This window comes from Celeribacter sp. (assembly GCF_048261515.1).
Taxonomy (GTDB): domain Bacteria; phylum Pseudomonadota; class Alphaproteobacteria; order Rhodobacterales; family Rhodobacteraceae; genus Celeribacter.
On the sequence record NZ_JBLXFZ010000001.1, the window covers coordinates 561,018 to 575,093 of the forward strand.

15 protein-coding genes are annotated in these 14,076 nt (G+C 54.0%); 8 read left to right on the top strand and 7 right to left on the bottom strand.

The window, feature by feature from the left end; genetic code table 11:
• Positions 1 to 44 precede the first annotated feature (44 nt).
• The 3 genes from ACN0SC_RS02795 to ACN0SC_RS02805 are packed head-to-tail and all read left to right on the top strand — an operon-like array spanning position 45 to position 2,279.
• Positions 45 to 842, top strand: a complete 798-nt coding sequence (locus ACN0SC_RS02795; RefSeq protein WP_417248131.1) for a transglutaminase-like domain-containing protein — start codon at positions 45 to 47, stop codon at positions 840 to 842.
• Positions 805 to 1,731, top strand: a complete 927-nt coding sequence (locus ACN0SC_RS02800) for a cation diffusion facilitator family transporter (protein ID WP_417248132.1) — start codon at positions 805 to 807, stop codon at positions 1,729 to 1,731. The genes ACN0SC_RS02795 and ACN0SC_RS02800 overlap by 38 nt, the downstream gene beginning before the upstream one ends.
• On the top strand, positions 1,728 to 2,279 hold the full coding sequence (locus ACN0SC_RS02805) for a methyltransferase family protein (RefSeq protein WP_417248133.1): 552 nt from the start codon (positions 1,728 to 1,730) through the stop codon (positions 2,277 to 2,279). Before ACN0SC_RS02800 ends, ACN0SC_RS02805 begins: the two co-directional genes overlap by 4 nt.
• Positions 2,280 to 2,459: 180 nt before the next feature.
• On the opposite strand, the gene ACN0SC_RS02810 is transcribed toward ACN0SC_RS02805, so the two are convergent.
• The 5 genes from ACN0SC_RS02810 to ACN0SC_RS02830 form a co-directional block, all read right to left on the bottom strand.
• On the bottom strand, positions 2,460 to 2,657 hold the full coding sequence (locus ACN0SC_RS02810; RefSeq protein ID WP_303964642.1) for a hypothetical protein: 198 nt from the start codon (positions 2,655 to 2,657) through the stop codon (positions 2,460 to 2,462).
• Between the two features lie 321 nt (positions 2,658 to 2,978).
• Positions 2,979 to 4,271: a type II toxin-antitoxin system HipA family toxin gene (locus ACN0SC_RS02815; RefSeq protein ID WP_417248134.1), complete on the bottom strand. Its 1,293-nt coding sequence runs from the start codon at positions 4,269 to 4,271 to the stop codon at positions 2,979 to 2,981.
• Positions 4,271 to 4,516, bottom strand: coding sequence for a helix-turn-helix domain-containing protein (locus tag ACN0SC_RS02820; RefSeq protein ID WP_025059995.1), 246 nt, complete (start codon positions 4,514 to 4,516; stop codon positions 4,271 to 4,273). Before ACN0SC_RS02820 ends, ACN0SC_RS02815 begins: the two co-directional genes overlap by 1 nt.
• Before the next feature lie 97 nt (positions 4,517 to 4,613).
• Positions 4,614 to 5,477, bottom strand: a complete 864-nt coding sequence (locus ACN0SC_RS02825; RefSeq protein ID WP_417248135.1) for a hypothetical protein — start codon at positions 5,475 to 5,477, stop codon at positions 4,614 to 4,616.
• A 553-nt stretch (positions 5,478 to 6,030) separates the two neighbouring features.
• On the bottom strand, positions 6,031 to 6,924 hold the full coding sequence (locus ACN0SC_RS02830; protein WP_417248136.1) for a LysR substrate-binding domain-containing protein: 894 nt from the start codon (positions 6,922 to 6,924) through the stop codon (positions 6,031 to 6,033).
• Between the two features lie 134 nt (positions 6,925 to 7,058).
• Between ACN0SC_RS02830 and ugpB the strand changes: the two genes are divergently transcribed.
• The 5 genes from ugpB to ACN0SC_RS02855 all read left to right on the top strand — a co-directional run bounded on the left by ugpB (position 7,059) and on the right by ACN0SC_RS02855 (position 12,164).
• A complete protein-coding gene (ugpB, locus tag ACN0SC_RS02835; RefSeq protein ID WP_417248546.1) occupies positions 7,059 to 8,372 on the top strand; it encodes a sn-glycerol-3-phosphate ABC transporter substrate-binding protein UgpB in 1,314 nt (437 codons plus the stop codon).
• Positions 8,373 to 8,439: 67 nt separating this feature from the next.
• Positions 8,440 to 9,321, top strand: coding sequence for a sn-glycerol-3-phosphate ABC transporter permease UgpA (ugpA, locus tag ACN0SC_RS02840; protein WP_417248137.1), 882 nt, complete (start codon positions 8,440 to 8,442; stop codon positions 9,319 to 9,321).
• 41 nt (positions 9,322 to 9,362) lie between these two features.
• Positions 9,363 to 10,199: a sn-glycerol-3-phosphate ABC transporter permease UgpE gene (gene ugpE, locus ACN0SC_RS02845; RefSeq protein ID WP_417248138.1), complete on the top strand. Its 837-nt coding sequence runs from the start codon at positions 9,363 to 9,365 to the stop codon at positions 10,197 to 10,199.
• A 7-nt stretch (positions 10,200 to 10,206) separates the two neighbouring features.
• Positions 10,207 to 11,253 carry an ABC transporter ATP-binding protein gene (locus ACN0SC_RS02850; RefSeq protein ID WP_417248139.1) on the top strand — a complete coding sequence of 349 codons (1,047 nt, stop codon included), beginning with the start codon at positions 10,207 to 10,209 and terminating at the stop codon, positions 11,251 to 11,253.
• The gene (locus ACN0SC_RS02855) at positions 11,253 to 12,164 is read left to right on the top strand and encodes a glycerophosphodiester phosphodiesterase family protein (protein ID WP_417248140.1); all 912 of its coding nucleotides are present in this window, start codon (positions 11,253 to 11,255) and stop codon (positions 12,162 to 12,164) included. The genes ACN0SC_RS02850 and ACN0SC_RS02855 overlap by 1 nt, the downstream gene beginning before the upstream one ends.
• Positions 12,165 to 12,400: 236 nt before the next feature.
• Here ACN0SC_RS02855 and ACN0SC_RS02860 read toward each other — a convergent pair whose 3' ends face one another.
• Positions 12,401 to 12,853, bottom strand: a complete 453-nt coding sequence (locus tag ACN0SC_RS02860) for an adenylyltransferase/cytidyltransferase family protein (protein WP_417248141.1) — start codon at positions 12,851 to 12,853, stop codon at positions 12,401 to 12,403.
• Positions 12,846 to 14,066, bottom strand: a complete 1,221-nt coding sequence (locus ACN0SC_RS02865; RefSeq protein WP_417248547.1) for a LicD family protein — start codon at positions 14,064 to 14,066, stop codon at positions 12,846 to 12,848. Before ACN0SC_RS02865 ends, ACN0SC_RS02860 begins: the two co-directional genes overlap by 8 nt.
• Positions 14,067 to 14,076 lie beyond the last annotated feature (10 nt).

Genomic DNA, 14,076 nt, shown 5'->3' on the forward strand with positions numbered 1-14,076 from the left:
GTAGCAATTATACCTTACTCAAAGACGATTCGAGGAGATGTATGATGAGCGCAGAAGACCGGCTGTTAGCAGCCACCCCAATCCTGAATTTCGGCCATCCGTCGATTGAGCAGTTGGTTGCGGAAAGAGGGTGGAAAGCTCTTGCGACCCATGACCGTATTGGCGCGGTCTACGATTTCGTACGCAATGAAATTGCCTTTGGGTATAACCGCGCAGACGATATGCCGGCCGCCGATGTCCTCACGGACGGTTTTGGCCAGTGCAATACCAAGGGCACGTTACTTATGGCCTTGTTGCGCGCGGTAGGTGTGCGGTGCCGCCTGCATGGATTCACGATCCACAAAGAGCTGCAACGGGGTGTTGTGCCAGAGCTCGTCTATCCTCTTGCCCCCAATGAGATCGTCCACTCTTGGGTTGAGGTGGAGACGGAGACGGGTTGGGCGAACCTCGAAGGATTCATTCTGGATGCAGAGTTTCTTTCGGCGCTCCAATCCACATTTACCGATTCACCGAGCCTCTGCGGTTACGGGGCAGGAACCGACTGCCTGCAGGCTCCACCTGTGGAGTGGACGGGCGGCGATACCTACATCCAAGAGACCGGCATCGCTCAGGACTTTGGTATTTTCGACGCACCAGACGAATTCTACGCCACTCATCAGCAGGCGTTCAGCTTCGTAAAGGGCATATTGTATCGCCATATCATCCGCCATTGGATGAACGCCCGCGTGCGCCGGATCAGATCGGGCAATGTTCCACAAATTCCCGGCTTGTCTTTACCAAATCATAGGCACAAGGAATCCCGTCATGCCTCAAGATCACGGTCACGGTCACGCGCATATTGATCCGGCTTCCGGGGATCGCCGTGTTTCCATCGCGATCTGGGCCAACGCTCTTCTAACTGTTGCGCAGATCGTCGGTGGGATCTTATCCGGCAGTCTGGCGCTCATCGCGGATGCTCTGCACAATTTCTCCGACATGGCATCCTTGGTGATCGCCTTTGCGGCGAGAAAAATCGCCAGACGCCCCGCAGACGCGCGCATGACATTCGGCTATGGTCGGATCGAAGTTGTGGCTGCCTTGATCAACTACACCACCCTCATTCTCGTTGGTGTCTATCTCATCTACGAAGGCGGAATGCGTATGATCGAACCAACCGAAGTGGCCGGTTGGACCGTGGTGGTCTTGGGCTCGGTGGCGCTGGTCGTCGACACTTTGACGGCGCTGCTGACGTATTCGATGCAAAAGGGCAGCGTGAACATCCGGGCGCTTTTCCTGCACAACCTGTCGGACGCGTTGGCCTCTGTTGCCGTAATTATCGGCGGCTCGCTCATCCTGCTCTATAACATGTGGTGGGTCGATCCGGCGATCACGATCGGTATCGCGGTCTATATCCTTTACCTGGCCACGACCGAGATCGGCAAACCCATCCGCATCCTGATGCTTGGTAGCCCGCCCGACGTCGACAATAACGCGGTTGTCGCTGCAATCAGGGACGTCGACGGGGTCCATGATGTCCACCACGTTCATCTGTGGCAGATGCAAGAGAATGAAACGGCATTGGACTGCCATATCGTGACGGCTGATGGCGCGTCGGGCGAAAAAATCAAAGCCGCCGTGAAGGCGCGTCTCGCCGAAGAGTTCGGCATCGGGCACTCCACACTCGAATTGGAAGATCTGGAAAATGCCCACAATGGCGCGAAACTCTATGGGCATGAGAGGGTAGGAGAATGATGGAGCTTCTTCTAGTTTACCTTGGTCTGGGAATTGTAGTGGCCACGCTCGGTTCGATCCTTTGGTCAATCGCTTACCCAGAGCGTCGCATCTGGCCGCCCCAGCGGTACACAGCCATCACTCCAATACTGGTTTGGCTGCCAACCTTCTCATTATTCGGGATCCTGCTCGTCCTCGGTGTCTCGAGTTGGGGAAATCTTGCTTTGCCAAGCTGGCTGCGTTTCGGATTTGGGATACCCCTTATCGTTATCGGCAATATCGTTGTTTGGTCTGAAGTCGCTCATTTCGGGGTGCCGCAAACGGGCGGCGCGAAAGGTACGCTGAGGACCGCTGGCATGTATCGTTACTCTCGCAATCCTCAGTACATGGCCGATATCGCGATTGTTGGTGGATGGATGATGCTTGCTGCAGCGCCTTCAGCACTCATAGTTGGTACAGCGTCTATCCTGATTTTGATATCCGCGCCATTCGCGGAAGAACCGTGGCTCAAGAAGCAATACGGGTCTGATTTTGAAGAGTATATGGCGTCGACACGTCGTTTTATCTGAGCCGCCTCGTTAAGAGGCTTTTCGGAGGTTCGTTGACCCTTCAGCTGCGCGAGGCCTGAATCGCCCCTAGGCGCAGCAGGACTTGCCTTCTTGGATTGGTGGACATGGAACCGTTGCGTAAGAACAGTAGACGCAGCAGTCCCCTTTACCCGGGGCGGGATATCCGCCCCGGCACCGCAGTCATTCGGTGACTGGATCATCATCGCGACGCGGGAAGGCGACCATTTCGACGTCGGGGAACATGCTGTGTTTGACGTTGATCGAAGTGATGTTGCCGCTGTCGTCGGTGTTGACGAATAGGACGCCGCAGCGGTCCCAGAAGTTCTTGCCGTCTTTTTCGCCGGATTTGACGTTTAGTTTCAGAGTTTGAGTAGCCATTTTTTGATCCTCACTTTGAGTGTTTCGATGAACATGACCAAAGCTGGCATCAAGGGACTGTCAGCGAGAAACTTGCCTCGCGAGGAATGCGCTGGCGCAGGGGAATTTTCTTGTTGAAGTGGGGTTTGTCCCGCGTCTGACACGGCTGCCCGCTTATGTTCAGCAATCAGAAACACGGCGTTGATGATCTGAGTTTGGCCATCAATCTCTGGGCTTTCCCGCCAAAGCTGGCCTGGAACGCTGCAACTCGTGTACTGGACCTGCAGATTGCTCGCAGTAAATATGATCTACCGACCATAAACCGGAAAAATGATCTGCGGATCATACGGCATGAAAGGCAATCGCCCGACGTCGCACGCCAGCAGCAATGGTTTCCGCCAATGGCTGTGGAAACCCATCCGGCAGTTCTTCTAGTGCCTTGTCCAAGGCGGGTTCAAGCTCCGTCGCGATGTCCGACACGACCTCTTCCGCCAGCGCCACACCAAAGCCAGCCGCCTTTGCAGCCTGTAGGAAATGGCGAGGTACCACCTCATTGATCCGATAGTGACCGTCGACCGCCATCGCGAGGCGCATCCGGTTCTGGCGGATTTGACCGTCATCCACGGCTTTCTGAGCGCTCAGCACATCGTAGAGCGGGGTCATGCGGAACCCGCTAGGGCGCAATGCGATGCTGAAATTCTTAGCGTGCCCGTCTGTCGCCCCTAAAAGCCAAAACAGCACTTGCGCGCGGAAGAACACGCGCTGATCCGCCTCGGGGTCATCACTGCCGGTTAGCAGTCCGATGCCTTGAGTGATCCCCGGTCCGCCATCCATTTGATATTTTTGGCTGGGTGGGACTGAGAGCGCCTGACAAAAATCCTCCTGCGGGAGGCGGATCAAGCGGCCATCTTTGGTCCAGCGCCGATCAAACCGCGTCACGACAAGGCTTCGTACGTCTTCGAAGTCAGTAATTTCGACCTCTGCTACATCCAAACCCATGGCGCGACAGAAACTCATGCAGAAAAATTCGTTCTCAACACTGTCAGACAAATCAATCCCCGCTGGTAAAACACCTAGCTGGGTCTTGAAGATATGGGTCGTAGGAGTGAGCCCCGATGGACGGATCCACGCGCCCTCGTGGCGCAGCAGCGCTGTTTTCTCCTGCGCCCCGGCGATAGAAATGCGGAAGTCGTCTTCCTCATCCAAGCCTAGCGGAGCGCTTGCGAGGTTGCGTAACATATCCGCAATCTGTGCCTGAGATACGGGCTCTCCCTCGAGCACGGCAAACTCTGGAATCTCACCTGAGACGAATTGCAAGGCCCCCACGCAATCGCGCCCGATTTTCTCCAGCATGTGCCACGCGTCCGTGCCGCCTGCGCGCACCCGAGCGGCAACGCGCTCGCGTATCGCCTGATTGTCCGGCAGCAGGTTTTCTAGGTAGGCAATGACAGGGCCACCCTGGTGCGCCCCTTCGCGCAAAGGCAGTGACTGCGAGATGGGCATGGCGTGTTCCCAGGACAGCCAGTCGTGATCGTAGGTTAAGCTGATCGCGCCTGAACCAGCGAGACGCAAAGCCCCCACCAACCGTCCGTTCAGAAGCACTTGCATCGTGCCGCTACGCCCGTGTTTGGCCATCAGAAGATATCCTCAATCTCAAGCGAGCCACCGCGCTCCACCAATCGGAACTCAAGCCCAAGTGCCGCCATGACAGCGAGCACCGTGGCGAGCTTCGCTCCCGCGTCGCCATTCTCGAGCGACGAAATCGTCGCGACGCGCAAATTCGTGCGCGCGCTGATATCGCTTTGGGTCCAGCCGCGCGCCTTTCGCGTCCGGCGAAGTGCCTCGCCGATCTGCTCGGCCGTGCGTGCTGTGAGGTCCATGATGCGGCTCCTTTTACGGAGTAGCGTAAATCAAAGTAAATTACGCCGCAACGTAAATATTTTATTTTTACGCCACAGCGTAACATGCGAGCTACACTCACGACTGCAGCCCCGCAGCGCAGACCTGCTCGGGCGTCACCAGCTTTGACGCAATCAAATCCTCGATCTGCCGGTTCGTGATATGGCGGCACAGGGGATGGCGCTCGTGAATCCACTCGGCGAGGCTCGCACGGCCTTTGGCTTCGGCCTCTCGCGCCTTCTCACGGTCGGCCTGCACCTGGGCAAGCCCCTTCTCCCACCGGCGCATCTTGAACCAGTTGTCTGAGAAACAGACCTTGCTGCGCGTGTAGCCTTCGCTTTCGTTGGCATAGGCTTTGATCGCTTGCTTCAGGTCATCGGGCTCCACACCGGCTTTCACAGCCGCTGCAATCAGGCGCAGAGTAGTCCGCCGGTCTCGGATCCTGTCTTCGGGATAGGCCGCCAAGATCTTCTCAGTTTCAAAATCTTCAACCTCCTCCGCCGCCTCGCGCCTGCGCGTAGGTGGTTTATGGATGGTTTTAGGATGGTTTGGGGTCCACCGTGAACCCCGTACCCCGTTCACCGTGGACCCCGTACCGGGTTCAGGCTGGACGGGGTTCACAGTGACCCCCGTCTCAATGTCGGGCTCGGCGGTGGGGTCGAGCGCGGCCACGCGTTCCAGAACGATGCGGTAAATGACAGTGTAGCCGTTCTTGCAGTGTCGCCGCCCTGTCTCGATCAAGATGCCTTCACGCAGGAAGTCGATGATGGTGCGCTTGACCGTGCTCTCGCTGAGCTCTGTGTGGCGCTGGATCGTGCCCTTGGAGCACCAGATGCCCGAGCCATCATCGCTCGCCTTGTCAGCCAGGAACATGATGATCTGCTTGCGCGCGGCGCTGCCAAAGCGGCGTTCGGCGCATTCGTTTGCGATACGCCAGCTCATTGGACCACCTCACCGGTCAGAGGCCATGAAAAAGCAGACTGAGCGTTTGCGGTGCAGCACGGGCCTATGCTATTGTCCATTGAAAGCTGACAGGCTTTTTCTATTTGGCCCCGGTTCACAGTTGCCGCTGTGACGGGGCCTTTTTCGTTTTGAACCGGCGAAATTGGCTTTGAAACTTTCGCTTTTTGTTCACTTTTTGTCAGGGGGTGTTTTGCACCCTTAAGTCGTTGTTTTTGAAGTCTCTCTTTCTGGATTGCAAATCCGTGTACACCGGTTCGATTCCGGTACTCGCCTCCATTTGACGGCAGGTCACCAAATCACTTGAAGCACAGAAAGTCGTCTCCGTGATGGGCGCAGTCACAGGCTTTTTGGCCATAAAATGCGACACATCCCCAACGCACACCAAGGCATAGGGAGTGAAATCGCTTTTGTCAGAGTCCTTCTGGGTATCGTGGCGGCGCAGCTCTGCTTTAGATTACGCCCAGCGGCCCTAGATTGGTGAGGGCTGCGGGTGCGATCACGGGGAGAAACACTTTATTTGGCACCCCCAGCATCAGACCAGTAGATCACTCAGGCTTTCTTTGAATTTCTCCATGAAATCCAATGCGATCATCGACGGCGCCTGATGGACAGGACGCACCAAAGATAGTCGGTGCGGTATGTTTGGCACAAAGGGGCGGTAATCCAGGCGACCTTCATAGTTTCGCGCGTCAAGCTCACTTACCACGGACACCCCAGCCCCCAGTGAAACGAGTTCACATGCTCCCGTGAACTGCCGCGTTTCGATTACAAGCTTTGGTGAAACTGAATTCTTTCGGAAAACGTCGCTTAACGTTTGGAAGAAGTGACTATCGCGACGCGTGTGTACCATGCGTTCGTTGTCGAGATGCGCAGGTGTAATTTGCGCATATTCTGCGAAACGATGACCCAACGGAAAAATGCAGACCGTCCGGATATCAACCGTCGTTCGTTCTATAGTTGGGTGGCCATCGAAACCATCGGTTATACCACAATCATATTGCTCACCGAGAACCCACTCCAGAATCCGTTCCGGACGATCAGGTTCAATCGTAATTGTTACATCTGGGCGATTTTCCAAAAAACTCGCGACAACCTTCGGTAAATGACTTGTTGCGAAGCCAGGCAAGCAAGCAACCCGCAAATGTCCTGCGCGGCGTGCAGTAAGGTTGCTTGTCGTGTCTTGGATATGATCCATCAGTTCGATGACTCTACTGATGTCGGGAAGGATGTAGCGCGTTTCTTGCGATGGAACGAGAAGACCGTCCTTACGGTCAAACAGAGAAAACCCAAATGTCTCAGATAGATCAGCTATGACACGGCTCACCGCGGGCTGCGAAATCCCCAGACTTTTTGCAGCCCGAGTCATACTCCCGTGATCGGCAACGAGTTTAAGAACTTTGAGCTGTCTTAGCTTGGGAGCCGGCATGATTAATCACATCCTTCCGCAGAGATATACCATTTGGTTATATTTTTCTTCAATAGATACTGTTGATTTATGTTACGACGTCGTTAGCCTTGTCAAACCGATATCGAGTCGGATTAGATTTCTGGGAGGAAAACATGAAACGATCAGCAATCGGCGCTCTCGCCGTGGCTTCAACACTATTCACCCCTCTTGCAGCTTCTGCCCAAACCGAGGTGCAATTCTGGCATGCCTTTACAGGCCGCCTGGGCGAATTGGTTGCCGCGCAAGTTGAAGAATTCAATGCCAGCCAAGATGACTATGTTGTCGTTCAAAGCTACAAAGGTAACTATTCCGAAACGTTGAACGCAGGCATCGCCGCGTTCCGTGCTCAAGAGCAACCGCACATCTTGATGGTGTTCGAAGTCGGCACAGCAACAATGATGGCTGCTAAAGGCGCGACACGCCCTGTTTACGAAGTGATGGAGCAAAGCGGTGCCAAATTCGATCCTGACAGCTACATCGGCGCTGTGAGCGGTTATTACACCACCACAGAAGGAGACATGCTGTCCCTGCCCTTCAATGCCTCCACACCTGTCCTTTGGGTGAACCGCGACGCATTTGAAGCTGCGGGTGTTGACCCTGACATGGACCTCTCCACATGGCAGAACGTTGACAAAGCACTGACGGCTTTGAAGGACGGCGGTTCCGAATGTCCGCTGGTCACAGCGTGGCAAAGCTGGATTCACCTCGAGAACTTCTCGGCCTATCATGACGTGCCATTCGCAACGAAAGAGAATGGTTTTGCGGGCCTTGACACAGAGCTCTTGGTGAATGGTGAAGAACAGGTTGCACACCTCGAAGCGATGGGTAAATGGGCACAAGAAGGCAAGTTCATCTACACTGGTCGACGCAATGAAGGCGGTGCAAACTTCCGTTCTGGTGAATGCGCGCTGTTTACCGAAAGCTCCGCTGGTTATGCAGGTATCCGTGCTGAAGCCGAGTTCGACTTTGACGTGCGCCCGCTTCCTTACTGGGAAGGTGTCGGCAATGCGCCATTGAACACCATCATCGGCGGCGCGTCGCTGTGGGTTATGGAAGGCCATGACGACGAAGAATACGCAGGCGTCGGGGAATTCCTGAGCTTCCTGTCGTCCTCTGATGTTCAGGCAGCCTGGCACCAGGACACGGGTTATCTGCCGATCACGGCCGAAGCAGGAGAGGCAACGCGTCTTTCCGGTTTCTACGATGAAAACCCTGGCACCGAAGTAGCCGTAAATCAGATGACAGCGAACGAGCCAACGGCGAATTCGAAAGGTCTGCGTCTAGGGTCGTTCGATCAAATCCGCACCATCATCGACGAGGAGATGGAAGCAATTTGGGCAGGCGACAAAACCGCCCAAGAGGCAATGGATAGTGCTGTCGAGCGCGGGAACCCACTTCTTCGTCGCTTCGAACAGGCAAACCGCTAAGGTTTCCTCCCTGTCGGGCGCGACCATACTGGTTGCGTCCGATTCATGACATATCAGGCAGATCCACATGGAAAAACGCGTCACCTTCCGAGGATGGCTATTGCCGCTATGCCTCATTGCACCGCAGGTACTTGTCTCAGCGATCTTCTTTTTCTATCCAGCTGGGCAGGCCATATGGCAATCACTCTTCATCCCAGACCCGTTCGGGCTGTCGATGCAATATGTCGGATTGGGGAATTTTGAATACCTTCTCTCCGACCCGTATTATCGTGCGTCCTTTGTTACGACTGCGATCTTCTCGTTACTTGTGACGGTTGTTTCCATGGTTCCAGCGCTATTTCTGGCCGTGGTTGCGGATCGATTGATAAAGGGCGCAGGGACGTATCGCACCATGTTGATCTGGCCCTATGCAGTCGCTCCTGCGATTGCAGGTGTTTTGTGGCTGTTCATGTTCAATACCCGCGTTGGTGTCGTGTCATGGTACCTTGGGCAACTTGGATATGACTGGAACCATGTGCTGAATGGCGGTGAGGCTATGGGCCTTGTCGTTGTTGCCTCCGCTTGGGGCCGTATCAGCTACAACTTCCTCTTTTTCTTCGCAGCCCTTCAGGCCGTTCCGAGATCGGTGATTGAGGCCGCGGCGATTGACGGCGCGCGATTCTGGCGTCGCTTCTGGACCATCGTGCTTCCGCTCTTGTCGCCAACCACCTTCTTTTTGCTGGTCGTCAATGTCGTCTATGCGTTCTTCGAGACCTTTGGTGTCATTCACACGATCACCGCTGGCGGGCCACAACAAACAACGACCATCCTTGTCTACAAGGTGTTCTCGGATGGGTTTGTCGGCCAAGACCTCGGATCCTCGGCGGCACAATCTGTAATCCTCTTGGTGGTCGTCGGCGCACTTACGATCTTTCAATTCAAATTCGTTGAGCGGAGGGTTCACTATTGACCCATTCAGCACACAAACCCCGCAAAGAGCCGATCCCCGGAATGGTCGAAAAGCGCGGTGCAGGTCTATGGATGACCCATGCGATTATGATCTTGGGCGTCTTTGTTGTGTTCTTCCCGATCTGGCTGGCTTTCGTCGCCTCCACAGTGGAGCAACACGAAATCGTCAGTCCGCCAATGCCCCTATGGCCAGGCGACCAGTTTTTCGAGAACTACAAAGAGGCCCTCTTCTCTGGCGTGAATGTTCCCGTCATGACGATGCTGCTCAACAGCCTGATCATGGCCATTGGAATCGCGGTTGGCAAAATCATCATCTCGCTTCTGTCCGCCTTCGCGATTGTGTATTTCAAGTTTCCGGGCAAGCGCTTCTTCTTCTGGATGATATTTCTGACGCTGATGCTACCTGTCGAGGTGCGCATCGTTCCGACCTATGAAGTCGTTGCTGGCTTCGGGATGCTTAACAGCTACAGCGGCTTGATCTTCCCGCTGATCGCATCCGCGACTGCTACGTTCCTGTTCCGTCAGTTTTTCATGACGGTTCCGGATGAATTGGCCGAGGCCGCGCGCGTCGACGGTGCCCGTCCTATGCGATTTTTCAAAGACATCCTCTTCCCAATGAGCCGCACGAACATCGCGGCGCTGTTTGTGATCCTGTTTATCTACGGCTGGAACCAATATTTGTGGCCGCTTTTGATCACGACAGATCCCGAAATGAACACGATCGTAATGGGCATCAAGCAGATGTTCCCATCCGGCGATGATGTAGCCGACTGGCCGGTGATTATGGCCACATCAATCTTGGCCATGGTCCCCCCTGTGATCGTCGTTATCTCAATGCAAAAACTATTCGTCCGCGGTCTCGTGGACTCCGAGAAATAGGTGAAACATGGCTACTGTAGAACTTAATAACGTTAAGAAACGATTTGGCTCTGTCGAGGTTATCCATGGCGTAAACACCCAGATCGAAGACGGCGAATTTATCGTTATCGTCGGCCCGTCCGGCTGCGGTAAATCCACCCTTTTGCGTATGGTCGCAGGGCTGGAAAGCGTATCCGAGGGTGACATCAGCATTGGCGGCAAAATCGTCAATGACCTTGAGCCTATGGACCGTGACATCGCTATGGTGTTCCAAAACTACGCGCTTTACCCGCACATGAGCGTGCGCGACAACATGGGCTATGGCCTGAAAATCGCGAAAATTCCGAAATCCGAGATCGAACGAAAGGTAAATGAAGCGGCAAAGCTTTTGCAGCTGGAAGGATACCTGGACCGCCGCCCCCGCGATCTGTCTGGAGGCCAACGGCAGCGTGTCGCAATGGGGCGAGCAATTGTGCGCGAACCTTCCGTGTTTTTGTTTGATGAACCGTTATCGAACTTGGATGCGAAACTGCGCGTGCAAATGCGTCTCGAAATTCGCGACCTTCAAAACCGACTGGGCATCACATCACTGTATGTAACCCACGATCAGGTCGAAGCCATGACTATGGCTGACCGCATGATCGTCATGAATGGTGGACGCGCCGAACAGATCGGCACACCGCTCGAAGTCTACGAGACCCCGCAAACCCTGTTCGCCGCCCAATTCATCGGCAGCCCCTCCATGAATGTGTTTGACGCGGAAGTAGAGGGCGGCGTGTTAAAGATCGCAGGGACCACAGTTGCGGCGCAAACATCGGCTACAGGCAAAGTCACAGTAGGCATTCGTCCCGAGCACGTCATCGCAGACGACAATGGCCCCCTTTCGGCCACGGTTCAGATGGGAGAGCCCTTGGGGGCGAACACGTTGTTGCACGGTCGACTGGACGGAACCAACGAAGCGTTCACCTTGAGCCTTGCAGGTGTGCATCATGCTGTCACGGGCGAAACCATTCGCTTCTCGGTTGATCCTGAAAACCTGCATTTCTTTGACCCCGAAACAGGACAACGCATCTAATGCACAGCCGTGGAAAACAACGGGACATACAGGTGTTCGGCCATCGGGGCGCGAGGGGCATCTTTCCTGAGAACACCATTGCTGGCTTTCAGTACCTGTATGACATCGGCGTCACCGCAGTGGAGATTGATGTCCAGAACGCAGCCAATCGTTTGACTGTGCTGGCGCATGACCCGCATGTGACCTTAGCCCATGACGCAGACATTCATTTGGTGCGTCATATCACGGCTGAACAAGTAGACCAGCTAAAGGTCGGTGCATTGCGCCCCGCCAGTACGGATCACATTCTGTTTCCCGATCAGGCACAGTTGCCGCATGAGAAGGTTCCGACTTTTGATGAGTTCTGTGCATGGGCCGCTGACCATAAACCGATGCTGCTGAACATCGAAGTCAAGTCGCATGCCCTGAACCCTGACCTCTACGATGCGCCTGATGTGATTGTTTCGGACGTGGTTGATCTGTTGGAGCGGCACGGTCTGAGTGATCGGTGTGTTATCTCCAGTTTTGATTGGCGGGTCCAAGCGGCCTGCGCCAAACGAGCGCCCGAAATCACACTGGGGTACCTCACACTGGAACGGACTCACGGCACCACGATGGAACCGAACGTCCTGGATGGATCCCCCTGGCTTGATGGAATTTCGCTCGATGACCACAATGGCAGCTTGCCGCAAGCGATCGTAGATCTGGGCGGCAAAGTATGGTGCCCGTATTTCAAAGACCTTACCATCGACGCGCTTAAGCAGGCGCAGGAGTTAGGGCTGATCGTCAACGTCTGGACGGTCAATGACATCATCGACATTGACCAAATGATCGCATTCGGCGTCGATGGAATAATCTCGGACTACCCAGCACGCGTTCAAAACGCGTTAGCACGCCGCGATATGGAGCTTTCGCAAGACGAGAACCCGTAAGGATTTTGTCTTAGTTCGCCATAGACCTGAGCCCCTAATCGAGTGAGGCAGGAGAAAGAAGGGAGGCAGAGCAAACCCAAGGGCTATTCGCTAGGTGAAGGAAACTTGGGGCGCAGGTCATTTTGAAAAACGGACAAATGAAGACGGTCTTCGCCGACAATCAGTTCATCCGGACGCCCCAAGAACAGGCATCTGACGAGAGGGCTGCCGACGAGATCACCGCAGACAGCTTTGTGTCACTCATTTCCTTTAATTAGCTTGCTGGCGTTCCGTTCTATTTGGCTGACCCGCTCATCATGTTCGTTTTTGACGTATGACTTCAGGAAGCTGCTTGAAATATCGGTAGTTCTTGGCAAGTACACCACCTCACACAACTTGGAGAGATCGTCGAACTTTCCTGCCCAGTCATCACCCATTGCAAAAACTGAAATGTTGTGTGCAACGATATCCTTGGGCTTTTGGTCCCAACTTTCTTCGAGCAGGACTTCGTCGACATAGCGACAACTCTGCACGATTTCTACGCGTTGCTCAAAAGGGACCACTGAAGCCTTTCCCTTGCTCGCATTAAACTCGTCTGTGGAAACGCCAACAGTGAGGTGATCACCAAGTTCGGACAGCCTGCGAAACAATCTGACATGGCCAACATGAAAAAGGTCGAACGTGCCGTAGGTGATGACTTTTTTAGTCATTTGGTGTGTCCTGAAGTTGTGCCAAAAAATCTTTAAATTGACGGCGGGATTTTGCCCAATGGAAACGGAAATAGGGATCTGGAATTTTCCAGTTCTCGCCATAGTTTGAAGCAAGCAGCGGAGCTGGATCGCTCGGTATAAGAGTATTGCTCAGACCCTTCCAGATTTTCAGGTCGAGGAGATCGCCTTTAGCCACGGTGCCATATGTGTGTGGATAGACATATACTTGGTCATCTCGTGAAATCCATGCTGGAAAAAGATCGACCTGAACGCCGTTGATCCGGCGCAGCTTGAGGATGCCTGCCGAGTGCTTTCCGTGCTCGTCGAGTAGTTGTTTCTTTTGCAGCAAAGCTCTTATGGCAGAAAATTCCTTACCCGCGTCGATATCGTTATCCGCGTTCAAGATCACGGCGACATCAATGTCATCATCATGCGGTAAAAAATCACCATCTCGGATTGCTCCCAGAAGTGTCCCGGAGTTCAGGAATACCTTTAATCCAAGGAGCTTTAGCTCACCCGCTAGGGTATCATACGCTTTCCAGAGATCGTCCGAATTTTGTGCTGCGAGAAAGTCAAACCCTCCATGCGGCGACTGCAGCTTTATTCCCTCTGCCAACATCTCTTCTTCAAACGCCTCGAAGGCTTTGAACCTTTCAAGCTCATCGAACTTTTGCTTCAATGTTGATAGATAGATGGCTAACTGACGGGGGCGCTTATCGAACATCCCATAAAGCCAAGCACGAGCCATGATATTGGTCAGTGAACTCTTGCGCGACAAAATCATCTTCCTGAGCTGCACAAAAATTCTTTCGGACTGGCCTGTCTCAACGTGATTTTTGTAGAGCTTTATCAGGGCTAGATCCCGTGCAGCTACGAGTTGAGGCACATCTAACGTTCGTAAAAACTCAGATTTTTTGCCATCTTCCGTCTCAACAAATAGTTGCAAGGGAAAGTGATAGTACTCAACTTTCGTAGGTAGAATGCGCGCATTTTGAGCATTTGAGGCATCAGGAAACCTTGATGCAATCTTTGACGATCGCTTGCCGCTAAACTCAATTCTCCCGTCAAAATCGCGTCCATACAGCCGAAGCCGAGGTTTCCCAGGGAAGTTACCCCCGACGACGAAGGTGCCTTTGATAGAGGCGAAAATATCTTTCTGGTTATGAGTTACGACGAGGTTGTCGCTCACAATTTCCGTTTTAAGGCGTTGCATTTCAGCCAAA